Below are 24,219 nucleotides of genomic sequence, written 5' to 3' on the forward strand. Positions count from 1 at the left end.
GTCGGGCTGAGTGCTGATGTTCGCGTTCTGTTTGGCCAGCCGACACTGGCTGCACTGGCTCAGGCGGTCGGCAGCGATCATGAAGTGACAGTGCCCGCCAATCTGATCGCGGCTCAGGGATGTGAACGGATTACGCCTGAGATGTTGCCGCTGATCGATCTGACTCAGGACGAAATCGACCGGCTGGCTGCTTCGGTTCCCGGCGGTGTGGCGAACATTCAGGATATCTACCCGCTGGCGCCGTTGCAGGAAGGCATTCTCTATCACCACCTGGCTGCCGGGCTCGGTGACTCCTACTTGCAGCAGGCGGTATTCACCTTCGAGGATCAGGAGCGGCTGGATGCCTTTATCTCCGCGTTGCGCGGTGTGATCGGGCGGCATGACATCCTGCGTACGGCGATTTTCTGGGAAGGTCTGAGCGAGCCTGTGCAAGTGGTATTGCGCGATGCACCGCTGCCTATCGAGGTGGTGACGCTGGACCCAAGCCATGGCGCGCTGGAAACCCGTTTGCGCGAGCATTTCGACCCGCGTCATTACCGCATGGACGTACGTCAGGCACCGCTGCTGCATCTGGCCTACGCCTACGACAATGAGCAGGATCGCTGGGTCGGCATTCTGCTGTTCCATCACATTGCACTGGACCATACCGCTCTGGATGTCTTGCAGGCTGAAATGCAGGCATTCCTCACGGGGCAGGAGGCGCAACTGGGCGCTGCGGTGCCTTATCGCAACTATGTTGCGCAGGCCAGGCTGGGCACTGAGGCGCAGACGCACGATGCGTTCTTTACGCAAATGCTCGGTGATGTCAGTACATCGACGCTGCCATTCGGCCTGCATGATGTGCAGATGGACGGCAACGGTATCGAGCAGTTCCGGCTGGTGCTGGACGAGGGGCTTGGGCAAAGGCTGCGTACCAGCGCCCGGCAACTGGGCGTTAGCCCGGCCAGCCTGCATCATCTGGCCTGGGCACAGGTGCTTAGCCTGGTCAGCGGTCGCGAAGATGTCGTGTTCGGCACCTTGTTGATGGGCCGCATGCAGGGCGGTGAGGGTGCCGATCGTGCTCTGGGCATGTTTATCAATACCTTGCCGATCCGCATCGATATCTCTGGCCAGAGCGCAAGAGATGCAGTGCGCTCAACCCATGCCTCACTGGCGGCTCTGCTGGCCCATGAGCACGCCTCACTGGCGCTTGCCCAGCGTTGCAGCGGGATCGAAGCCCCCGCGCCATTGTTCAGCGCCTTGCTCAACTATCGTCACAGTGGCGTGCAGGTCGATGCCCAGGCACAGGCGGCATGGGACGGTATTCAAGGATTGGGCGGGGAGGAGTGGAGCAACTATCCGGTCGCGTTGAACGTGGACGATATGGTCGACGCTTTTGTGCTGACCGCCCAGGCCGTGCCTCAGGCCGGAGCAGAACGCATCTGTGCCTACATGAATCGGGCGTTGTACAGCCTGGTCGAGGCGCTGGAGCGTACCCCGGACAAGCCCGTTCACGAATTGCAGGTCTTGCCGATGGCCGAGCGTCATCAGGTATTGCTGGAGTTCAACGATACCCATGCTGACTACCCTGCGGATCAGCCGGTGCATCGCCTGTTCGAGGCGCAGGCGCGTTTGAATCCGTTGGCTATTGCCGTGGAACACGATGGCGTCCAGACCTCATATCGGGCTCTCGACGATCAGGCACAGCGGCTGGCCGGTCAGCTCTGGCATGAAGGTGTCAGGCCGGGCGAGCGTGTCGCCATGTTGCTGAGCCGGTCTCTGGACTGGCTGGTCAGTGCCCTTGCCATTCTCAAATGCGGCGCCATCTATGTGCCGCTTGATCGTCAGGCCCCCGAGGAGCGCCTGCGTCTGATTATCGAGGACAGCGCCGCTGTATTGACCCTGGGCACCGCCGATACGCCGATGCCGGAAGGGATTCGCTGGCTGGACGTGACGGCACCGCTGGGGGCAGCCCTTGAGTGCGATGTCGAAACAAACGGCAACGATGCGGCATACGTGCTGTACACCTCAGGTTCCACCGGCCTGCCCAAAGGGGTGGTGGTGCCGCACCGTGGCATTGCGCGTCTGGTCCTGAATAACCGTTTTGTGCAGTTCAGGCCTGAAGACCGATTGGCGTTCGCTTCCAATCCGGCATTCGATGCAAGCACGATGGAGGTCTGGGGCGCGCTGCTCAATGGTGGGCGACTGGTCATTATCGACCATGAATGCCTGCTGGATCCTCCCCGTTTCGCGGATGTTCTGGCACGTACCGAGGTCAGCGTGTTGTTCCTGACCACGTCGGTCTTCAACCAGTACGTGGGCCTGATAGGGCCAGCCCTTGCCGGCTTGCGTGTATTGATGTCGGGCGGTGAGCGGGCCGATGCGCAGATGTTCGGCAAGATGCGTGCACTGGCTCCGGCCTTGCAGTTGATCAACGGCTACGGGCCAACGGAAAGCACGACCTTCGCCACGACTTATGCATTCGGGGATGTTGCGCCAGACACGGCCAGCCTGCCGATTGGCAAACCGTTGTCCAACACCCGGGTGTATGTGCTGGATGCGCGGCAAAAACCGGTCCCGGTGGGCGTTGCGGGTGAAATCTGTATCGCAGGCGACGGCGTGGCGCTGGGGTATCTGAATCGTGCGGAGCTGACAGCAAAAGCTTTCCTCGATGACCCGTTCAGCCCTGGCGAAGGTGCGTTGCTGTACCGCACCGGCGATTCCGGGCGCTGGCAGGCGGACGGCACGCTGGATTACCTGGGGCGTACCGACAACCAGGTCAAGGTGCGTGGCTATCGGATCGAGCTGGGCGAAATCGATGCGAGGCTGAATCTTCATCCGGCAATCAGGGAAAGTGTTGTGCTGGCGCGGCAATCGGCTGCGGCGGGGCAATGCCTGGTGGCCTACTTCACTGCCGACGGCGACGTGGGTATCGACGCGCTGCGAGCGCACATGCAGAGCCAGCTACCGGACTATATGGTGCCGAGCGCTTATGTAAGGATGGAAAACATGCCATTGACTGCAAACGGCAAGCTCGACGTGAAAGCATTGCCTGTTCCCGATGAACAGGCGCTGGTCAGCCACGGTTATGAGGCGCCGCATGAGGGCCTTGAAACTACACTGGCCCAGGCTTGGGCGCATGTGTTGCAACTGGAGCGGGTGGGACGCCATGAACGGTTCTTCGAGCTGGGCGGTCACTCGTTGCTGGCGGTGCGTCTGGTCGGGGTTCTGACTCAGACAGATGCGCGTATCACCTTGTCCGAAGTCTTTGAACACGACAGTGTTGCTGCCATGGCCGGGCTTATCCAGCAACGCGAGAGTGGCCAGGCGCACGCAGGAGGCGCAGTTCCTGTACGACGCAGTGGCACCCGTACGCCATTGTTCCTGGTTCATGAGTTCAGCGGCCTGGATCTTTACTTCCCGGCCCTGGGCAAGCATATCGCCCCGGACACGCCGGTCTATGGTTTGCCTGCCCTGGCCTGGGGCGAGCAGCAGTTGCAGACGATGGAATGCATGGCAACCCGACTGATCGGGCTGATGCGTGAGGTTCAGCCGCATGGCCCGTATCGTCTGGCGGGCTGGTCGTTTGGTGGCGTTCTGGCCTATGAAATCGCCAACCAGTTGATCGCACTTGAGGAGACGGTCGAGTTTCTTGGTCTGATCGACAGTTATTACCCGCGTTGCGTGGATCAGGGACGTCAGCGCTGGACCCGCGAGCACGGGCATGCCTTGCATCTGCTGGATCGTTGCGAGGTTCTGGGTAACGCTTCGGCATCCAGCAGTGAAGAGCGAGCCCGTATCGCTGCGTCACTGGCAGCGCTGCAATCGACGGCTCGTCAGGTGGACTTCGATACGCTACTGCAAGCCTGCCGCGAGCAAAACCTGCTGCCTGCGGAGATAGCGGCGCTGGGCCGCGACGAACTGTGGCATTACCTCGATCGCGAAGTCGCCCATGGCCACGCCCTTGCCAACTACACCGTGTATCCGGTGCCGGTTCCGGTCCATCTGTTCGTGGCCGAGGAGCGGGCCGAGGATGCGCCGCTGCATGAAGGCTATCTCGGCTGGGAGGCCGTCTTGCCTGCTGCGCAACTGCGTTGCGTATCGGTCCCGGGCAACCATCAGACGATGATGGAGGTGCCCCATATCCAGGAACTGGGGCTGGCTATCAATGCGGCCCTGGCAGAGGGCGGCCCGACAGGCCCGGGTGGCGGGACGTTCCAGCCGTTGCTGACGATTCAGTCCGGGCGCGCCGATCACGTGCCGGTGTTCTGCGTACCGGGCGCCGGGGACAGTGTCACCGGTTTCATCGGCCTGGCTGATGCGTTTGGGCCGCACTGGCCGCTGCATGGTCTGCAACCACGCGGGCTGGATGGCGCAACTGTGCCGTTCGGTCTGGTGGAAACCGCGGCCGAGGCGTATCTGAAAGCCATCGACTCGGTCCATCCCCATGGCCCGTTGCATCTGCTGGGCCATTCGTTCGGTGGCTGGGTGGTCTATGAAATGGCGGCTCGTCTCCAGGCTCAGGGTCGTGAGGTTGCGTCGCTGACCCTGATCGACAGCGAGTCGCCAGGCGGCAATGGCGTAGTGGGCCGGCCTTATACGAGCAGTGGGGTGCTGATGCGCCTGATCGAGGCGATTCAGTTGTCGTCAGGCAAATCACTGCACATCGATGCCGCCGCTTTCGCCGCACAGGACGATGCCGGGCAGATGCGTCTGCTGCATGCAGGGATGGTACGCGCCGGAATTCTGCCGGCCCGCTCCCCGGTCACCGCAATGAACGGTCCGGCGCGTGCCTTTGGCGCGGCCTTGCGAACTCGTTATCAGCCGGTTCACCGCTATGACGGCCCCGTCCGGCTGGTGCTGGCCGAAGACCCGACGCTGGATGCAGCGCATAACCAGCGCGAGCAGCAATCGATGCTGGAGGGCTGGAAGTCTCATGTCCCGGACCTGAGTGTCTGGTACGGGCCGGGCAACCATTTCACGATCCTCAAGGACGGCCATGTACAACGCCTCGCGCAATGGTGGCGCGAGGGGCTCGCTACACCCGGCAAGGAAGTCAGCCATCCATCGATCCTGCAATAACGGCCTCGACGGCACATATCGACACCTCCATCCCGGCTGCCAGCCAGCCGGGTCTGCCAGCAACGTATTCGTGGTCTCATATGCCAAAGTTCAAGTTTCGCAAAACCGTTATCATCCTCGGCCTGTTGACTGTCGCCGGGGTCTTGTATGCCGCTACTCGCTCCGAGGAAGCGCCGCCGCAATATCTGACGGCCAGGGCCGAACGCAGCGATATCGAGAATTCGGTGCTGGCCACCGGCGTTCTGCAAGGCGTCAGGCAGGTGGATGTCGGTGCCCAGGTGTCCGGCCAGTTGAAGTCACTCAAGGTCAAACTGGGGGATGAGGTCAAGAAAGGGCAGTGGCTGGCTGAGATCGATCCGGTCGTCCTGCAGAATTCCCTGCGCCAGGCTCAGGTCAATGAAGAGGATCTGATTGCCAAGAAGGAAGCCACTGCCGCGCAACTGAGCAAAGCCAAGGCGACCTACGAGCGCTATCTGAACCTGCTGCCGGCGGAAGCGATCTCGAAACAGGATTTTGAAACCGCCGAGTCGGATTACCGGGTCGAGGCTGCCAACCTGCGGTCCTTGAGCGCTCAACTCAAGGACGCTCGCATCCAGGTGGAAACTGCACGGGTCAATCTTGACTATACGCGCATCGTGGCTCCCATCGATGGCGCCGTGGTCGGGATCGTGACTCAGGAAGGCCAGACCGTCATCGCCCAACAACTGGCGCCGGTGCTGCTCAAGCTGGCCGATCTGGACACCATGACCGTCAAGGCTCAGGTTTCCGAAGCGGATGTGATTCATATCAAGCAAGGCCAGGAGGTCTACTTCACGATCCTGGGTGAGTCCGACAAACGCTACTACGGCAAATTGCGTGGTATCGAGCCCGCGCCGCAGAACTTCCTGGAGACTCAGGCCAACAACTCCAGCCGCCAGAACACCGCCGTTTTCTATAACGCGCTGTTCGATGTGCCAAACCCTGAACACAAGCTGCGGATATCGATGACCGCGCAAGTTCGCATCGTGCTCTCCAAGGCGACTGGTGTGCTGACAGTGCCTGTTGCGGCGTTGGGCGACAAAGATGCGGAGGGCCGCTTTGCGATTCGAGTGCTGGATGCTCAGGGAGTGGCTCAGGTTCGCAAGGTCAAGACCGGTATCAATAACAATGTCCGGGTACAGATCGATGACGGATTGCAGGAAGGCGATCAGGTTGTCATTGGCGAACCGTCCACCGCAACGGCGACCGCGGCCTCAACCTCGGGGGCAGGCGCATGACGACTCAGCCGTTACTGGAGCTACAGGGCATTACCCGACGTTTCAGCGCAGGTGCCAAGGATTTCATTGCCCTGGATGACATCAACCTGACGATCAATCATGGGGAACTGGTCGCGATCATCGGGGCCTCAGGGTCGGGCAAGTCGACCTTGATGAACGTGCTGGGCTGCCTCGACCATGCCGATGCCGGAAGTTACAAGGTCAGTGGGCGCGAAACCCATTCGCTGACCGATGACGAGCTGGCAGCGCTGCGCCGTGATCATTTTGGTTTCATTTTCCAGCGTTATCATCTGCTCAGTCATTTGAGCGCGGTCAATAACGTCGAGATGCCAGCGATCTATGCCGGGGTAGGCGAGTCGGCCCGCAATGACCGAGCGCAAGAGTTGTTGTCCCGCCTGGGCCTTGGCGATCACTTGCGTAACCGTCCCAATCAGCTTTCCGGTGGTCAGCAGCAACGGGTCAGCATTGCACGGGCCTTGATGAACGGCGGCGAGATCATTCTGGCCGACGAGCCCACAGGCGCGCTGGATACTGCCAGCGGCAAGGAAGTGATGAAGATTCTGCTGGAGCTCAATGCGGCCGGGCGTACGGTTATCCTGGTCACGCACGATGAAAAAGTCGCGGCGCATGCGCATCGGATCATCGAGATCTCCGACGGCAAGATCATCAGCGATCGTACCAATCCCGCCCGCCAGACGCTGGAAGACGATGACCAGGAGGTATTACCGAGCAAAACCCGGCAGGGTAATCGTCTGGTGGCCAGCTTCGAGCTGTTCCGCGAAGCCTTCAGCATGGCCTGGATAGCGCTGATATCGCACCGCATGCGTACCTTGCTGACCATGTTGGGAATTGTGATCGGCATCACGTCCGTGGTGTCTATCGTGGCAGTCGGTGAGGGGGCCAAGCGTTACGTGCTCAATGACATTGCCGCCATTGGCAGTACGACAATCGAGATATTTCCCGGCACTGACTGGGGAGACAGCCGCTCGGCGGCAATCGAAACCCTCTCTCTGGGCGATGTCGCTGCGCTGGGGGACCAGTACTACATCGACAGTGCAACGCCCAATGTCGGCCGCAACCTGTTATTGCGCTATCAGAACCTCGACGTGACCGCGACCGTCAACGGGGTAGGCGACAACTATTTCAGGGTGCGTGGCATCAAGATGGGTGAGGGCGTAGGGTTCAGCAAAGAAGACAGTATTCGCCAGGCCCAGGTGGTGGTGATCGACCACAACACTCGCACACGCCTGTTCGGGCCGAAAACCGACCCGTTGGGCCAGGTGATACTGGTGGATAACCTGCCCTGTATCGTTATTGGTGTGACGGAAGACAAGAAAAGCGTCTTCAATACCAGCAAGAACCTGAATGTATGGATGCCTTACGAAACGGCGTCCGGCCGGTTGCTGGGGCAGCGCTATCTGGACAGCATCACGGTGCGCGTCAAGGACGGCCAGCCAAGCAAGCTGGTGGAAGAAAACCTGACCAGACTCATCGAGAAACGTCATGGCACCAAGGATTTCTTCACCTATAACCTGGACAGCATCATGCAGACCGTGCAGAAGACCAGCCAGTCGCTGGCGCTGCTATTGTCGCTGATTGCAGTGATTTCCCTGGTGGTCGGCGGTATTGGCGTCATGAACATCATGTTGGTATCGGTGACCGAACGTACCCGCGAGATCGGCATCAGGATGGCAGTGGGTGCAAGGCCCTCTGATATCCGTCAGCAGTTTCTGGTGGAAGCTGTCATGGTCTGTCTGTTGGGGGGCCTGATCGGCATAGGACTGTCCTTTGCCATAGGTTATGTGTTTTCCCTGTTGGTCAAGGAATGGCAAATGGTGTTTTCACTGGGCTCGATCATTACGGCTTTCGTCTGCTCAACCCTGATCGGCATCGTGTTCGGCTTCGTACCGGCACGCAATGCTGCGCGGCTTGATCCGATCGATGCCCTGGCTCGGGACTGAGGCACACTGACTGCCGCAGTTGAATCGATTGCGGCAGTTAAGGACGAGGTGGCGCAACGGTATCGGTTGGTACATCCATGGGATATAGAACCGATGCCGCTGCATAAGGAAGTGAGGTTATAAGAGAAGAGTTGTATCAGACCGCTTTCTGATAGACACCGGCAGCAGGGTGGCGCTTGGTGTCCGTGGCGTGCAGCCAGCGAAGCAAAGGGCTGCGTCCGCCGATCCCCATCTTTACTGCTGCGCGCTTGAAATAGCTTTCTACGGTGCTGACCTTCAATTCGAGCCGTTCGGCCAACTGAGGCACGGTGAGGCCGGCCAGCAGCCCTACGCAAACTTCTGTTTCGCGCAGAGACAGGCTCAGTTCCGACGCCTGTAGCCGATCGAGGAAGCGCTGACGAAGGCTTTCCATGGCGGCATCTTCATCGGCCCCGGCAATGATCGGCGTAGGGGCAACGGCTGCGCGCACGGGTGTCAGGGTCGCGATGTGCTCCTCGACAATGGGCAGCAGCATCCAGGACATGTCCTTGAGCTGAGCCCGCTCCTGGCTGGTGAAGGGTTTGGAGGACGATGAGCGATAGACCGAGATGACGCAGCGTTGGCCGTTGCTGTGCGATGCCAGGTGTACTTGAGGCACCTCACTGTGATCCTCGCACGGGTTCTCGATGTCCTGTGCGTCATAAGCCGGCGTGCCAAACTTGATACTTTTGTCGACGCGAGCATTGGCGACCTGGTCGACGCTCAGCAAGACAGGCTCCAGGCGTTGCTGGCTGCCCTGAGGCAACGCATCCTGGCTTGAGTCTTTATCCATGGAGACTGGCGCTGAGGCACCTGCCGCAACCTCCACGAGCCTGGTTCTGTGCTGGCTCACATGAGTGGCATCCACATGAAGCGAGGCGCTGATCAGATCGTGAAGCAGACGCGCAAAATGACGGCTTCCAGTACCGGTGATGACTTTGCCCAGATGGGGAAAGAGTTGTTGAACGTTCATCAGACTTCCTTTTTGTGTTAGATGAAATTTTTTTCAGTTGAATCTCTTCAACCTCAGTCACGACCCGTGCGTGACCGGGCTTATGGCTTAAGGTCCGGGCAGTCATCTTCCTGTACGCTGCCCAAGCCTTCCCCCGACGACTCGGGGGCTGTTTCCTGGCGGCAAGTGAAAGGTTGCAAACTTGCCAAACACAGGAGCTGCTCAAAAACGACATCAAGTGGTCGCCAACTATTTTCAAGATGCCTGAATATTGAACAGTGCTTGATTTTTAACTTTCGACCCCCTCTTTTACTACTGTACCTAGGTACAGGAATGATTCATGAAGTCGGGCGAAGGTCGTTATAACTTTTTTCAATGTCGCAAATAGTTAATGTTTATCGGGAACATTTCTTGAGGTGGTCAGCGGTTAAACAAAGGCAGCGCCTCAGAGTCGTTTAAACATATAGATGTTTCAAACGCATGTTTAGGGCGTAAGTTATTAGGATATATCGCTGAGGCACGCAGATGACGCACTAATTGAGTGCGGAAAGTCCTTTCGATATAGGTGGGTAAAGGCGGTATTTGGTGTTTCTGGACTAGACCAAGTTAATCTTTGGACTAGACCACGCATTGTTTCTGGACTAGACCAAGTTGAGATACATGGCTTTCATCATGGCTTGTTTGACATTCACGCACTCCAGTTTTTCCGTCATCTGGTGAGCATAGAATTTCACTGTGCGCTCACTGATATTCATTATCAGACCGATCTCGCGGTAAGTCTTGCCCATACTGAGCCATCTCAGAAACTCGTTTTCACGGGGCGTCAATCTCAGCGATTCGCACGTGGAGCAAGGCAACGGTCGGTTGTGATGGGCGATATCGCTTATGGCTTTTATCGCCAGAAGGTGGGACTGCATGCTGGGCACAAAGGCTTTATTTGCAAGGGAGGCGGCCAGGTGCATCGAGCCAAAGGTGCGGCCCGGCTCATGCATGGGAACGGTAAAGCCCTGTTCTATCCCGTAGCGTGCGGATTGCTCGACCACTTCCAGATTGGCATGCTTGGGGCGTAACACCTCGCTCCAGAAGAACGGGCTTGAGGTGTTTGCCGAGTGAATGATGATGGGGTCTTTCTTGTAGAGCGACTTCTTGCGATAGGTCTCAATCCATTCGGTCGGGTAGTTGCTGAATATGGAGACTCGAGAAATGCCCAACGGGGTCAGGTCCATGTGCAGGTAGGCAAAATAATCAACGTTTAACTTGCCAAACAGCGAGGAGAGCGAACTGATATATTCCGTCTCGCTGGCGGCAGGGAAATTGCGCTCCGCTTCGATGAGCAAATCCAATACCTGGGAGTCCGGTAATTTTTTGTGCATAGAGTCAGTCCGATAAATATCAATCTTTGCCACGCATGAGCGGCGCCTGTTATCCGGTCAAGAACGCTGAATAGTGCGAGTTTTCATCGGAAGGAGTTGCGGTCATACGACAACAGACGATTGAGGAAGTTCAATAAGGATTTTGAGACTTTTAACGTGTTTAAGGCCCCGGACTCTGTCAGGCCTGAAAGAATCATGATTTTCAAAGTCGCTGTTCCGTCTGCTATTAGATTCGACAAAACCATGTCTGGACTCACTCATGCACCTTGATGTGGAAAAAGGCTATATCGTTTCAGCATCTAGCGCAACCGTAGGGGAGTAGCTTTCATCATTTTCGACTAGTGAGTGCGGAGGGCGATTGTCTTCGGGTCTTTGGATTGAGTGAATTAGTAACACTATTAAAATTAGTTAGTCCAAAAAGATACAGATGTGTAGGTAAAAAAATATTAATGCAGCAGGGGGCGAGAAGTGCTAGCTCTTTAATATTAAGCGCTTACTATTATCGAGTGGAGAGTCACTTGGCCACTATCATCATTAGAATGGATGATACCTGATGCCCGCTCACGCGGGGGGTGGCTGGAGGCTTGCTGAAGGGAGGCTTGCAGGAGTGCTGTATTCAGTCCACCCGCCACCCAGGGCCTTGTATAGATTGACTTCGGCCGTGAGCTGGGCGAGGCGGTTCGAGATCAATGTGGACTGCGCGTTGAACAGCGAGCGCTGGGCATCCAGCAAGGTAAGGCTGCTATCCAGGCCGCTGCGATAGCGAGCCTCAGCCAATCGGTAATAGTCCTCGTTAGCCTTCAATGAGTCACGTTGCGCGGCCAGTTGCTGCGTGTAGGTCTGCCTTGCCGCCAGGCCATCAGCGACTTCCTGGAAAGCGGTCTGGATGCTTTTCTCGTACTGTGCAACCCGGATATCTTTCTGGATTTTCGAGTAATCCAGGCTGGCGCGCAGGTTGCCCGCGTTGAAGACTGGAATATTGATCTGGGGCTGGAAAAGCCATCCCCCTGAACCGGCCTTGAACAGCCTGGACAGCTCGGTGCTGGATGTACCCGCGTTGGCGGTCAGGCTGATACTCGGGAAAAATGCGGCTCGTGCAGCCCCGATATTGGCATTGGCGGCTTTAAGCAGGTGTTCGGCTTCCTGAATGTCGGGGCGGCGCTGCAATAATTCTGAAGGCAGCCCGGCGGGCACACTGCCCAGCAGCTCATTGCTCAAGGGCTGTGCCGGCAGAGTGTCCGATACGCTTGTGCCTACCAGAAGCGTCAGGGCATTGAGGTCCTGGGCAATCAGTCTTTCGTATTGCGCGAGGTTGGCCCGTGCGCTTTCCACTGACGTACGAGCCTGGCTGATGGCCAGAGCCGACGCAGTGCCTGCAGAGCCTTGCTGCAGAGTCAGCTTGAGGCTCTTTTCATAGGTTTTCAGTGTGTCCCTGGTGAGCTTGAGCTGTTCCTGATCTGCCCGCCAGGTGAGGTAGGCGTTTGCCACATTGGCCACAAGACTCAATTGCGTGCTGCGTCTGGCTTGCTCGCTGGAAAGATAGGTTTCCAGGCTTTCCTGAGTAAGGCTGCGGTTCCGCCCAAACAGGTCAAGCTCGTAGGCGCTGATACCCAGCGAGGCCGAGTAGGAGCTGCTGATGGCGCGCTCACCAAGGCCTGACATATCGGCCGGAAGGCTTTGTCGGCTACCTGATCCGCTCACCGAAACCGAAGGAAACAGATCGCTGCGCTGTATGCGGTACTGGGCCTGATAGGCCTCAAGGTTGAGCACTGCTACGCGCAAGTCACGGTTATTGGACAGTGAGCTTTCGATCAACTGGGCAAGCACCGGATCACGAAAGAAATTCCGCCAGCCTTGTTCCGCCGCTGCAATATCCACCAGATTGTTATTGCCTGCCGAGGCGTAGGGATAGTTTGCAGCCACAGGGGAGGGAGGGCGTTGGTAGTCGGGAATGAGGGAACAGCCGCCAAGCACTGAAACTGCTATGGCGCTGAGCAGAAAATACTTCATTGAAATAACCTTTGTGGATACCGGCAACCCACCGCAGTCAGGGGGTCAGGCACTCTGAGAGACACCAATCATCCACTTCACCAGACCGTGACGTCCTTTGACGCCAAGCTTGGCCGCTGCGCGCTTGAGGTAGGTTTCTATGGAGCTGTTTTTGACATGGAGCTTTTCAGCCATTTCCGGAACGGTCGAACCTGCGAGCAAGCCAAGACAGATCTCTTTTTCACGCAATGACAGCCTGACTTCTGAAAGCGTCAGCTTTTCGTTGAAGTCTTTCAGCAACTGTTGTCCGCCCAGCATTCCCGCATCGTCTTCGGCCGGTGTGCTGCACAGATTGCGTGTTGCCTGGGCATGTCGCTCCAGCAAGGGCAGCAGCGTTTCGGAAAAATTCTTGAGAAAGGACAGCTCGTGAAGGGAGAAATCGCGCAGTGGCTGTTCGCGCTGCAGAGAGATCACACATCGGCGATTGGACTTTCGTGAAACCAGATTGCACTGGTAAGCGGCCGTAGAACCTACGGTGTTGCCGGGTGCATCGTTGAATGGATATTTGAGGTGAATCAGCAGTGAGTCATCCAGGTTGAGCATTCGCGTGAGCAGCATCTGGTTGTCCGGCGATGCTGTCGGCGTTCCCTGCTTTCGCTCTGTAGCTTCGCGCCCCAGCGGCTGGATGCTTATGATGCTTGCTTCGTTTTCGTCAATTGTCCATTCGCTGAGGTCAAGAAGGTCAATCGGCACTGAGGCTGCTATGAGTTGGTACATGTTGGAAACGAACTGCGCATCACCGACGCTCGAGATCAGACGTCCCAGTTCCAGAAAGTAAGCCGGTTGTTTTCCCGTCATTCGTAGATTGGCATTCATCACACTTGCGCCCCCATGGCATTTATTTCCGCCAGGATTCCAGACCTCGTCCAGTTCGGAATTCCATCAATGTCTGCCTTGTTGCAGGCTCATTTGTAGGACAAGACTCCTAATGTATGGATGAATGTACACATCGCCTTTAGTCCATGTCTGTAAGGGAAACTGGGGACAAACTGTCATGCATGCGCAGGGTGGCGCTACAGCCCTTGTACCAGAAGGTTCTTGCCGGTTCAGGGGAGCATATTGCTACAGGTGCTGCCTCCCTCGCTCAGGAAAAAACCACAGAAACCTTGTCCCCAAATGCAAGGACAGACGTGCCCGCTTCTGGATGCTTCCATTCCCTTGCTTGAGGAATGAGGGGATTTTCATGCATATCAAGAGAAGGGCCTGGCGGTGAGGATCTGGCGCTTTCTGCGGGGCCTTAACTACCGCAAGATCATTTTGAGAGTGATCTTCATCGATCTGCTGGTTTCGCTGGCGGGTTATGCCCTCTATAAAGGTGCGACTCAAAGCGACACCCCGAATTATCTGACTGCCTCGGCAGAGATCGCCACCATTGAACATGCGGTGCTGGCAGACGGGGTGCTTCACGGGCAGCAGCAAGTGGATGTGGGCGCGCAGGTTTCCGGCCAGTTGCAAACCCTCAAAGTCGCACCGGGCGACAATGTCCATAAGGATCAGTTGCTGGCCCAGATCGATCCTCTGCCTGCGCGCAATGCGTTGCGTCAGGCAATCGTCAACAGTGAAAGGCTCACTGCGGACAGAGATGCAGCGGCTCATCAGTTGAAGCTCGCGCGCCTGACTTATCGGCGCTATGAGGAACTGGGGGCTGATGCGGCGGTATCTCGTGAGGATTTCGACAAGGCAAAGTATGACTATGAAGAGTTGAGCGCGACACTGGCTTCGCTTGAGGCTCAGGTACGCACTGCCCGGATCAAGATAGAAACTGCCCGCATAAACCTGGGTTATACGCGCATTCTTGCCCCTATGGATGGCAAGATCCTGGCGATTGTCACTCAGGAAGGCCAGACAGTCATTGCCGAACAACTGGCACCCGTGATCCTGAAAATGGCCCGGCTCGACACGATGACGATCAAGGCCCGGGTTTCCGAGGCGGATGTGGTCAAGATCAAGGTCGGCATGCCGGTCTACTTCACGATACTCGGGGACCGTGACAAGCGTTACAACGCCACATTACGCGGCATCGAACCAGCCTCTACCAGCTTCGCCAGCCAGTCCGGTGGAGCAGGGCGGTCAGATTCGGCGGTTTTCTACAATGCCCTGTTCGATGTGCCCAACCCGGACGGGCGCTTGAGAATCAACATGACGGCACAGGTGCGAGTGGTGCTTGAAGTGGGAGAGGGCGTGCTGACGATTCCGGTTGCTGCGTTGGGGGAACAGAATCCCGACGGCACTTTTCCTGTCAGTATCCTCGAAGAAAAAGACCAGGTCAGAGCGGAAAACATACGCACTGGCATCAATAACAAGGTCCGGGTTCAGGTGCTTTCCGGCCTGAAAGCCGGGGACAAGGTGGTGATTGGAGGAGAGGTGGCAAAATAAGCACGCGACTCTCTGGGATCACATTCAAAATATTTAGATACGAAACGCGGTGAACTAAAACTCCTGCAGAACGATCCTCTTTTCTGCGCAGTCCGCGCGCGTGCCTGACAGACCAGTGCTTTCGTACTGAGCATCCGCCAGGTGCGCCACACGATAAGGAGCCGCCGTGACCGTTACCGCTAACCCCGTCTACCGAAGCACGCCAAGCCCGCTGCATGCGATCTTGCTTGCCGGAACCGTTCCGCTGTTTCTCGGTGCCTTGCTGAGCGACATTGCCTACTTCAAGACCTTCCAGATCCAATGGAGCAACTTCGCCTCCTGGCTGATTGCCGGAGGGCTTGTTTTCTGCGGGCTGGCGCTGTTGTTCGCGCTCGCCAACCTGATCCGGGCGCAGCAGAAGGCAGGACGCCCGGTGCTGTACTTCCTGCTACTGCTGGTCACTTGGGTGCTGGGGCTCGTCAATGCCTTCGAGCATGCGAAAGATGCATGGGCCGTCATGCCCTCTGGACTGATTCTCTCAGTCATCGTGACCCTGCTGGCCTTCGTGGCGACCTGGACCGGACTGACCAGTCTGCGGTCGGGAGGTGCGCAATGAGACACCTGAACGCATTGTCTGTCTTGAGCGTCGCGTTACTGTTGAGCGCATGTGGTGGCGAAGCGGACAGTACCCAGTCGCTCGGCCCCGATCCCAAGCTGCCGGAACCGCAGCGCGGCCTGTTGCCCAGCATGAAAATTGCCGAGCCGGTGGCGTGGGGTGATCAAAAGCCAACGGTGCCTCAGGGTTACAGCATCACGGCGATCGCGACTGATCTGAGAATCCCGCGCCAGATCCTGGTCCTGCCCAATGGTGACATCCTCGTCGCAGAAGGCCGTGGTGGTGGAGCTGCGAAGCTCAAGCCCAAGGACGTGATTGCAAGTGTCATCAAGGCCGAGGGCAATACCAAAGTCAAAGGCGGCAACCGTCTGACATTGCTGCGCGATGCCGACGGCGATGGCACCTATGAATTGAAAACGGTATTCGCCGAAAACCTCAACGCGCCGTACGGCCTGGCCTTTGCCGATGGCAAGCTGTATGTAGCAAACCAGGATGCGCTGGTGCGTTTCGATTATGCAGAAGGCCAGACCAAGGCCAGCGGCTCGCCCACCAAGGTCACCGACCTGCCTTCCGAGATCAACCACCACTGGACCAAGGCGTTGACCATCAGCCCCGATGGCCGCTTCCTGTATGTCGGCATCGGTTCAAACAGCAATGTTACCGAGCGCGGGATGGAAGCGGAGGTTGACCGTGCCATGGTGTGGCAGATCGACGCCCAGACGGGAGCCCACAAACCGTATGCAACCGGCTTGCGCAACCCGACGGCATTGACGATTCAGCCCGGGACCGGTCAGTTGTGGACGGTGGTCAATGAGCGCGACGAACTGGGACCCGATCTGGTACCGGACTACCTGACCTCAGTGCGCGAAGGCGGGTTTTATGGCTGGCCCTACAGCTATTGGGGTCAGAACGTGGACTCACGTGCACAGCCGCAGAACCCTGAAAAGGTTGCCGCTGCGATCAAGCCGGATTACAGCCTGGGGTCACACGTCGCCGCACTCGGCGTCGATTTCTCGATACCGGCCATGGGCGACAAATATGCAGACGGGGTATTTGTCGGTGAGCATGGCAGTTGGAACCGGGATAATCCGGTGGGTTACAAAGTGATCTTCGTACCGTTCAGTAACGGCCGTCCTGCAGGTGAGCCGCTTGATTTCGCTACGGGCTTCCGTGGTACCGACGGGAAAACCCGTGGCAGGCCTGTGGGTGTCACTGTCGACCCACGTGGCGCACTGATCATCGCGGACGACCTTGCGAATACGGTTTGGAGGGTGACTCGTAACAGGTAATCCAGGAATGACGCGCCGGGCATAGGTACTGCCCGGCGTGTCGATATTCAGATTTTTTGTGGGGGGCTGACGCGCTGTGTCAGGTACTCTGCAAAGGGCGCAGGATCCGTCGAGCAAAGCAGGTGTGCCACAGACCTGACCTCGGACTCGGGCCAGTCCCACCAGGCGGACTCTGTAAGCAAGCGCCGCATGCCCTCGTCAAAACGCCAGCGAATATGCTTTGCCGGATTGCCACCGACAATCGAATATGGCGCAACGTCTCGGGTAACCAGTGAGCCAGCCGCTACAACAGCACCATCGCCGATGGTCACGCCTGACAAGATCTTGGTGTGCGAGCAGATCCAGCAATCATTGCCGATCACCACATCACCGTTGCTGCCGCCAAAATCCTCTATGTGAGCGACTTCCTCGATCATCGCCGGGAACGGATAACAGCTGAGCCAGTCGCTGCGATGATGGCCACCCAGGTAAACCTCGACATTCATTGCAATGGAGGTGTAGGCGCCCACACGCAACGTTGTGCCTTCGCTCCAGTCGTGGACTCGCAGGTCGCCGTAGGTGCCCAGGCCAAAGCTGAATTGCGGATAGCGATTACGCAATTTCTGTGTAACCCGTTCGAGCCTGGACAAATTGCGCAGGGCTTTGCGTTCCCGGTGCTCGCGCCATTTGCGCAATAGATTCATGAAGAGAGCCTTTTCGGACTTTTGAAAACGGTCGTCATCCTGAACAAAGGGATGAGATGTGGCAAGTGTGAGGGCCTTCATGATCAAGGCCATGACCCTGTTCTCGATCGAATCCGGTCTCAGCGTCAACCTGAAAAGTCATAAGTTAATGACTAAAAACTATTTTTCTTATTCCTAAAGGCAATATATCGTCGATTCACATGAACGATGTTTTTTTGGAATGAGGGATCAGGAATGCGGCGTCTTACGGCTTTGGCAATGGCTATTGCAATCAGTGGTTCGGCGTGGGCGAAGACGCCTGCGGATACGTTGATTGTGGCTCGTTCAATTGACGATATCGTCAGCCTTGATCCTGCTGAAAGTTTTGAAATTACCGCTACAAATACCCTGACTAATCTGTATCAGCGTCTGCTTGAGCCTGATCGCCAGAACCCGTCCGTACTGGTCCCGGCGTTGGCGGCAAGCTGGACGGCCGCCAGTGACGACAAGAGCCTGGTTTTCAAACTGCGCCCCGGAGCGACTTTCTCTTCGGGTAACGCGGTACGTCCAGAGGACGTCATTTACTCTTTCAAGCGCGTCGTCAAACTGAACAAGACTCCCTCATTCATCCTGGGTGAGCTGGGCTGGAATGCAGAAAACATTGACGGCTTCCTCACCAAGGTTGATGAAAACCACGTAAAAGTCGCCTGGCCCGCAGGTGTAGGCAGCTCGTTTGCCTTGAGTATCCTGTCGGCTACTCCTGTTGGTTTCATTGTCGATGCGACAGAAGTCGAGAAGCATGCGAAGGGCGCCGATCTGGGGAATGGCTGGCTGAAAAATCACTCGGCGGGCACTGGTGCTTATGCGTTGCGTTCCTATACGCCCCATGAAGCAGTGGTTTTGCAGGCCAACCCCCATGCCGCCGTGGCTCCCAAGCTGAAGACGGTCGTGATCAAGAATGTCACTGACCCGGCGACCCGTCGCCTGCTGGTGGTTCAAGGTGATGCCGACCTTGCGTTTGATCTGGGAGCCGACCAGTTCAGCGCTCTGGAAAAGCAGAAGGGGGTGACAGTCCAGCGCTTCCCTTCATCGATGATCTACTACCTGGGCATCAACAGCGGTAACACTCAGGTTCCCGCCCTGAAGAATCCCGCTTTCTGGGAAGCCGCCCGCTGGCTTGTGGACTACCAGAGCATTTCCAATAACTTGCTGAAAGGGCAGTACAGCGTGCACCAGTCGTTCCTGCCGGCAGGCGTGGCGGGTTCATTGAGTGATCAGCCATTCAAGCTGGACGTGGAGAAAGCCAAAAGCATCCTGAAAAATGCCGGCATCGCTGAAGGCACCAAGGTTGAATTGAATGTCTTCAATCAGCCGCCTTACACCGACATTGCCCAGGCGCTGCAATCCAGTTTCGCGAAAGCAGGCATCGACATTGCTGTTCGTCCTCTGGTCGAGAGCGAGCTGTGGGCAAAAATGCGGAGCCGTGATTTCCAGTTGATCTTTACCTATTGGGGCATGGACTACCTTGATCCGAACTCCAACGCCAGTACCTTCACCTACAACGTGAAGAATGGGCCAAAAACGCTGGCATGGCGTACCCAGTGGAATATTCCCCAGCTAAGCCAGGAGACTCGTGCCGCAGCGGCTGAGCGCGACCCACAGAAACGCACCGCCTTGTATGGCCATCTGCAAAAGACCGTGCAGGAAAGTTCGCCCTATGTAGTGGCGCTGCAAGGTCGTAATCAGGTTGCAGTCCATGAAGGCGTCGAGGGTGTTCTGCAGAACATCACGGTTTCTCTGCCGTACTTCGATCAGGTGAGCAAAGCCAAGTGAGGGTAGGGGCCTCGCGAAGGTTTCGAGTGGCAGGAACGGGATTGTTAACCTTGCTGGTCACGCTGCTCGGCCTGCTTTTCTTTACTTTTCTGCTGACCACGTTGTCCCCGGTCGATCCAGCGTTACGGATTGCCGGGGATCGTGCTAGCGAGGCATCGCTGGCTCAGGTACGCACTGACCTGGGACTGGATCAACCCTGGCCGGTACGTTTCGGTAATTACCTCCAGCAACTGGCTCAGGGCGATCTGGGCGTTTCCAATACCTCCAGCAAACCGGTGCTGGAGGATTTGAAGCGTGCCTTGCCCGCGACTCTGGAGCTGGCAACCCTGTCGATTGTGCTGGGGGCGTCCCTTGGTCTGTCACTGGGCCTGCTGGCTGTCTGGCGGCCGGGCGGCTGGATCGACACTCTGGTGAGGCTGTTCTCGCTGATCGGCTACTCGGTGCCGGTATTCTGGCTCGGGCTGCTGATGCTGCTGTTGTTCTATGCAAAATTGCAGTGGGCGGGAGGGCCTGGCCGCCTGGACGACTCGTTTCTTTACACCATCGAACTGCCCAGTGGCTGGATGCTGTGGGACACCTGGCGATCCGGCGAGGAGGGGGCTTTGCGTAATGCTTTCTCGCACTTGGTACTGCCGGTGACGGTCTTGGGTTTTTATGCCATGGCGGGGATTTGTCGGCTGACACGCTCTGCGTTACTGGGTGAGATGGGCAAGGAATACGTGATAACCGCTCTGGCCAAAGGTGCAGGGCGTGGTCGAGTGTTGTTTCGTCACGTTCTACCCAATGTCGCAGGTACGTTGGTGATTGTGGTTGCCCTGGCTTATGCCGGTTTGCTCGAGGGCTCCATTCTTACTGAAACCGTCTTTGCCTGGCCGGGCATCGGCCGCTATCTGACGACTGCATTGTTCGCAGGCGATGTGCCGGCGATTCTGGGTAGCACCTTGGTGATCGGCCTTTGTTTCGTGATCGTCAACGGTATCGCCGATGTGTTGGCAGGCATGATCGACCCACGGACGAGGGAGTTGCTATGAGTCTTTCTGTAGCCTTCGATAGCGTGTCGGGGCGACGCTGGTGGCGTCGTTCGCCAGCCTTGACCCTTGGCGGATCGTTGATTGTATTGCTGCTGTTGGTTGCGCTGTTCGCACCCTTGTTAAGCGGCTTTGATCCAAACCACCAAGATATCGAACAGCGGTTGTTACCACCGTCAGCCAGTCATTGGCTAGGCACCGACGGCTTTGGCCGGGATCTGTTTACGCGGTTGCTTTACGGCACTCGTCCCACCTTATTGCTGGTGTCACTGGTCTTGTTGTTGACCTTGCCCATCGGTGTACTGGTGGGTGTTACAGCCGGGTTCTACGGCGGCTGGCCAGAGCGAATCCTGATGCGCATGACCGATGTGGTCATGGCTTTTCCGCAACTGGTTCTGGCTTTGGCTTTCGTCGCCATTCTCGGGCCTGGGTTACTCAATGGCGCGCTGGCTTTGTCGCTCACTGCATGGCCAGCTTATGCCCGTCAGGCACGGGCCGAGACCAGTGTCCTGCGCGACAGTGACTATCTGGCTGCGGCTCATCTGCAAGGGATCAAGGGTGCGCGCTTGTTGCTCGGGCATGTATTGCCGCTGTGCCTGCCTTCGGTGATTGTGCGGGTGGCATTGAATCTGGGCGGCATCATTCTGGCGGCTGCCGGGCTCGGTTTTCTCGGGCTGGGTGTCGAGCCACCGACTGCCGAGTGGGGCTCGATGGTTGCCGATGGAAGCCGTGTCATTTTTGATCAGTGGTGGGTTGCGGCTGCACCGGGTATCGCCATTCTACTGACGAGCCTGTCCTTCAACCTGCTGGGCGATGGCCTGCGCGATGTTCTGGATCCCCGTCATGGTACGTGATGAAACCCTTCTGGATGTACGAGGCCTGAGTGTCGGGTTTCCCGGGCCTGATGCCCAGCGGATTGATGTCGTCAAAGGGATCGATTTCACGGTGGGGACTGAAAAGGTTGCCTTGGTGGGTGAGTCTGGCTCGGGTAAGTCACTGACCGCCCGTGCGCTTCTTGGGCTGGTTCCTCGCCCAGGACAGGTGTCTGCCGGGCATCTGCGCCTGGGAGGCAATGATTTGCTGGGCTTGAGCGAAAAACAGTGGCAGACCCTGCGCGGCACGCGGCTCTCACTGGTGTTGCAAGACCCCAAATATTCCCTGAACCCGGTACTTAAAGTCGGTACCCAAGTGGAGGAAGTACTGGTATTGCACACTCGGCTCGGACGCCGCGAGCGCCGTGAGAAAGTGCTGGAAATGCTCGACGCGGTGGGCTTGCCAAATCCTGCCGCGCTTTATGACCTTTATCCTCATGAACTGTCCGGAGGCATGGGCCAGAGGGTCATGCTGGCAGCGATGCTGATCAATGATCCTCGTGTGTTGATTGCTGATGAACCGACGTCAGCACTCGACAGTAGCCTGCGCGACCAGATGCTCGATTTGATCATGGGCCTGGTGGAGGAGCGGGGCATGGGCCTGCTGTTGATCAGCCACGATCTGCCTCTGGTTGCCAAATATTGCGATCGCGTGCTGGTCATGTATCGCGGCAACATCGTGGACCGGTGCCGGGCATCAGAGTTGGCGACTGCCAGCCATCCTTATACAAAAACCTTGTGGAACTGCCAGCCTTCGGCGCAGAGCTACGGGCAACCATTGCCCACTCTGGACAGAAGCCTGCTTGAGGAGCGTCAATGAGCGCAGTGGATATCAGTTCGTTGGCGGTGAGTTTCAAGCGGGGGTTGAGCCACTTCAAGGCGCTGGAAGTCGAGCAGATACATATCGAGCCTGGTGAATGTTACGGTTTGATCGGTGGCTCCGGCTCTGGCAAGTCGACCCTGTTGCGGGTCCTTGCGGGATTGCAGCGTGACTGGCAAGGCGAAGTTCAATTGTTCGGCCAGTCCCTTGTGGCGCAGCGAGCTTTTACGGGCAAACTGCGCCGTGATGTCCAGATGGTGTTCCAGGACCCGTACTCCTCATTGCACCCCTTGCATCGAATTCGTCGTAGCCTGCGCGAACCACGGCAAATCAACGGATTGCCTTTTGATGAAGCCAGTCTGGTGGCGTCATTGGAGCAGGTCGGGTTACCGGCCGAGGTGCTGGACCGTTATCCGCATCAGCTATCCGGTGGGCAACGCCAACGAATCGCGATTGTGCGTGCCTTGCAACTGCAGCCAAGGTTGCTGTTGCTCGATGAACCCACCTCGGCGCTGGACATGACCGTCCAGGCGGAAATCCTCAATCTGCTTCAAGGGTTACGGCGCGATACCGGGATGACCATGGTTCTGGTCAGTCATGACATGAATACGGTTGCACATCTGTGTGACAGGGCCGTGCTGATCAAGGGCGGAAGCATTGAGCGGCGGCTGGACAGGGAAGGGTTGTCGGGGATTGTTTAAAGCCCCGTCGCATCGATAACCGAGCCCGGATATTTGACCGAACGGTCATATCTGCTTAGGGTAGCGCGCTTTGTCTTGCTTTGAGATTGCCATGACCAACCGCTCTAAACTGCCGCCTACCGTCTACCTGCTGGGTTTGACGATCTTCACACTTGTCACCGCAGAGTTCATGGTGGCCGGGATGATGCCGGCGCTGGCAGACTCATTCTCGGTGAGCCTTGCCCAAGTCGGTAACCTGATCGCCTTTTATGCACTGGGCATGGCGCTGGGCGGGCCACCGGTCATGGTGCTTCTGATTTCCCGCAACATCGGCAACAAGCATGCGCTCATCGGGCTACTGACCCTGTACGTTGCAGCCGGAGCACTGGCATCTGCTGCGCAAAGCTACGAGACCCTGTTGGTGGCCAGAGTCATCATGGGCGTGGCCAGCGCCGCATGCATCGGGTTATGCATGACAATCTGCGCCGGGCTTGTGCAGCCTGAAGCCAGGGGGCGGGCGGTCTCAGTTGTTCTGGCCGGGCTCATGCTTTCGCCTGTAGCAGGCGTGCCGATGACCAATGTGATTGAGCATGCTTTTGGATGGCGTGTGAGTTCATGGCTGATTGTGGCGTTATCGTTGGTGTGTACATTCCTGGTCACCACCAGACTGCCTCATGGCGGCACAGACAAACAACCAGCGTTACGCCAGCAATTGGGCGATCTCAATAACCTCAGCCTTTGGGGGGCTTACCTCACCAGCGGCCTGATCATTGGATCGACCTTCGCGGCGTTCAGTTACATCACGCCGATTCTGATCAAGGAAGTCGGTGTACTTCCCAGCTACATAGCGCCTCTGCTGGCGCTTTATGGCGTGGCCAACCTGGCAGGCAACATGGTCGTCGGACGCATCGCCGATCGCCATACTTTCCCTGCATTGGGCTGGGGGCTTGCTCTGTTGGTCCTGGCATTGAGCGGCTTCGCTCTGGCTGGTGAGCATCAGTGGTTGAATGTGGTGTGCTTCATCACTATCGGTTTAACAGGTGTCGCACTGAACCCGGCCATGGCAGCACGAGTGATGAAAGCCGCCGAACCGGGCGCACTGGTTAATACGCTTCACACATCAGTCATCACCGCGGGCCTCGCTTTGGGTAGCTGGGCGGGCGGAGAGGCGATCAATGCCGGGTATGGCCTGCGTGGACCGTTGTGGGTCGGAGCGGGGCTGGCGTTTTTAGGGTTGATTAGCATGGTGCGGCCGCTGGTAAGTCGATCCATGGCAGCCAGGTCGTGCGCGTGATTGAAAAACCTGTTCCTGCTTGACCGGCAGTACCCGTTTCAGGCTGGTGCCCTCATCCGTTGTCTATATCGGAAAGTTATTGATGAGCTGACCTCATGGC

At 57.5% G+C, this 24,219-nt stretch carries 17 protein-coding genes (1 of these 17 only partly in view); 12 read left to right on the forward strand and 5 right to left on the reverse strand.

Annotation, left to right across the window (positions count from 1 at the left end; genetic code table 11):
• From ACODS3_RS06770 to ACODS3_RS06780, 3 genes are all read left to right on the forward strand, one after another.
• A protein-coding gene (locus tag ACODS3_RS06770; RefSeq protein ID WP_489033842.1) for a non-ribosomal peptide synthase/polyketide synthase crosses the window boundary here: on the forward strand, window positions 1–5,061 show its final stretch. 25,812 nt of this gene lie to the left of the window's left edge; 5,061 of the gene's 30,873 nt are visible here — the last part of the coding sequence; its start codon lies off the left edge, out of view; its stop codon occupies window positions 5,059–5,061.
• Between the two features lie 80 nt (window positions 5,062–5,141).
• Complete coding sequence (macA, locus tag ACODS3_RS06775) at window positions 5,142–6,317, forward strand: macrolide transporter subunit MacA (protein ID WP_304575926.1); 1,176 nt, start codon at window positions 5,142–5,144, stop codon at window positions 6,315–6,317.
• Window positions 6,314–8,278 carry a MacB family efflux pump subunit gene (locus ACODS3_RS06780; protein ID WP_201017126.1) on the forward strand — a complete coding sequence of 655 codons (1,965 nt, stop codon included), beginning with the start codon at window positions 6,314–6,316 and terminating at the stop codon, window positions 8,276–8,278. Before macA ends, ACODS3_RS06780 begins: the two co-directional genes overlap by 4 nt.
• A gap of 136 nt (window positions 8,279–8,414) precedes the next feature.
• Here ACODS3_RS06780 and ACODS3_RS06785 read toward each other — a convergent pair whose 3' ends face one another.
• From ACODS3_RS06785 to ACODS3_RS06800, 4 genes are all read right to left on the reverse strand, one after another.
• On the reverse strand, window positions 8,415–9,269 hold the full coding sequence (locus tag ACODS3_RS06785) for a helix-turn-helix transcriptional regulator (protein WP_201017125.1): 855 nt from the start codon (window positions 9,267–9,269) through the stop codon (window positions 8,415–8,417).
• Between the two features lie 620 nt (window positions 9,270–9,889).
• Window positions 9,890–10,654, reverse strand: a complete 765-nt coding sequence (locus tag ACODS3_RS06790) for a helix-turn-helix transcriptional regulator (protein ID WP_201000654.1) — start codon at window positions 10,652–10,654, stop codon at window positions 9,890–9,892.
• Between the two features lie 528 nt (window positions 10,655–11,182).
• The gene (gene adeC, locus ACODS3_RS06795) at window positions 11,183–12,631 is read right to left on the reverse strand and encodes an AdeC/AdeK/OprM family multidrug efflux complex outer membrane factor (RefSeq protein ID WP_489033843.1); all 1,449 of its coding nucleotides are present in this window, start codon (window positions 12,629–12,631) and stop codon (window positions 11,183–11,185) included.
• 45 nt (window positions 12,632–12,676) lie between these two features.
• The gene (locus tag ACODS3_RS06800) at window positions 12,677–13,486 is read right to left on the reverse strand and encodes a helix-turn-helix transcriptional regulator (protein ID WP_236123960.1); all 810 of its coding nucleotides are present in this window, start codon (window positions 13,484–13,486) and stop codon (window positions 12,677–12,679) included.
• Between the two features lie 411 nt (window positions 13,487–13,897).
• Between ACODS3_RS06800 and ACODS3_RS06805 the strand changes: the two genes are divergently transcribed.
• The 3 genes from ACODS3_RS06805 to ACODS3_RS06815 all read left to right on the forward strand — a co-directional run bounded on the left by ACODS3_RS06805 (window position 13,898) and on the right by ACODS3_RS06815 (window position 16,930).
• On the forward strand, window positions 13,898–15,046 hold the full coding sequence (locus ACODS3_RS06805) for an efflux RND transporter periplasmic adaptor subunit (RefSeq protein WP_489033928.1): 1,149 nt from the start codon (window positions 13,898–13,900) through the stop codon (window positions 15,044–15,046).
• Between the two features lie 166 nt (window positions 15,047–15,212).
• A complete protein-coding gene (locus tag ACODS3_RS06810) occupies window positions 15,213–15,641 on the forward strand; it encodes a DUF2231 domain-containing protein (protein WP_201017122.1) in 429 nt (142 codons plus the stop codon).
• On the forward strand, window positions 15,638–16,930 hold the full coding sequence (locus ACODS3_RS06815; RefSeq protein ID WP_489033844.1) for a PQQ-dependent sugar dehydrogenase: 1,293 nt from the start codon (window positions 15,638–15,640) through the stop codon (window positions 16,928–16,930). The genes ACODS3_RS06810 and ACODS3_RS06815 overlap by 4 nt, the downstream gene beginning before the upstream one ends.
• Window positions 16,931–16,977: 47 nt before the next feature.
• Here ACODS3_RS06815 and ACODS3_RS06820 read toward each other — a convergent pair whose 3' ends face one another.
• Window positions 16,978–17,613 carry a CatB-related O-acetyltransferase gene (locus ACODS3_RS06820; protein ID WP_489033845.1) on the reverse strand — a complete coding sequence of 212 codons (636 nt, stop codon included), beginning with the start codon at window positions 17,611–17,613 and terminating at the stop codon, window positions 16,978–16,980.
• A 234-nt stretch (window positions 17,614–17,847) separates the two neighbouring features.
• On the opposite strand from ACODS3_RS06820, the gene ACODS3_RS06825 reads away from it, so the two are divergent.
• From ACODS3_RS06825 to ACODS3_RS06850, 6 genes are all read left to right on the forward strand, one after another.
• On the forward strand, window positions 17,848–19,425 hold the full coding sequence (locus ACODS3_RS06825; protein ID WP_489033846.1) for an ABC transporter substrate-binding protein: 1,578 nt from the start codon (window positions 17,848–17,850) through the stop codon (window positions 19,423–19,425).
• Window positions 19,422–20,456, forward strand: coding sequence for an ABC transporter permease (locus ACODS3_RS06830; protein ID WP_236250131.1), 1,035 nt, complete (start codon window positions 19,422–19,424; stop codon window positions 20,454–20,456). Before ACODS3_RS06825 ends, ACODS3_RS06830 begins: the two co-directional genes overlap by 4 nt.
• Window positions 20,453–21,307, forward strand: coding sequence for an ABC transporter permease (locus ACODS3_RS06835; RefSeq protein WP_201017117.1), 855 nt, complete (start codon window positions 20,453–20,455; stop codon window positions 21,305–21,307). Before ACODS3_RS06830 ends, ACODS3_RS06835 begins: the two co-directional genes overlap by 4 nt.
• On the forward strand, window positions 21,297–22,145 hold the full coding sequence (locus tag ACODS3_RS06840; RefSeq protein ID WP_304575919.1) for an ABC transporter ATP-binding protein: 849 nt from the start codon (window positions 21,297–21,299) through the stop codon (window positions 22,143–22,145). Before ACODS3_RS06835 ends, ACODS3_RS06840 begins: the two co-directional genes overlap by 11 nt.
• Entirely contained in the window at window positions 22,142–22,846 is a 705-nt protein-coding gene (locus ACODS3_RS06845; protein ID WP_489033847.1) for an ABC transporter ATP-binding protein, read from the forward strand. The genes ACODS3_RS06840 and ACODS3_RS06845 overlap by 4 nt, the downstream gene beginning before the upstream one ends.
• A 91-nt stretch (window positions 22,847–22,937) precedes the next feature.
• Window positions 22,938–24,119 carry an MFS transporter gene (locus tag ACODS3_RS06850; protein WP_489033848.1) on the forward strand — a complete coding sequence of 394 codons (1,182 nt, stop codon included), beginning with the start codon at window positions 22,938–22,940 and terminating at the stop codon, window positions 24,117–24,119.
• Window positions 24,120–24,219: the final 100 nt, after the last annotated feature.

This window comes from Pseudomonas sp. FG43, assembly GCF_057809175.1.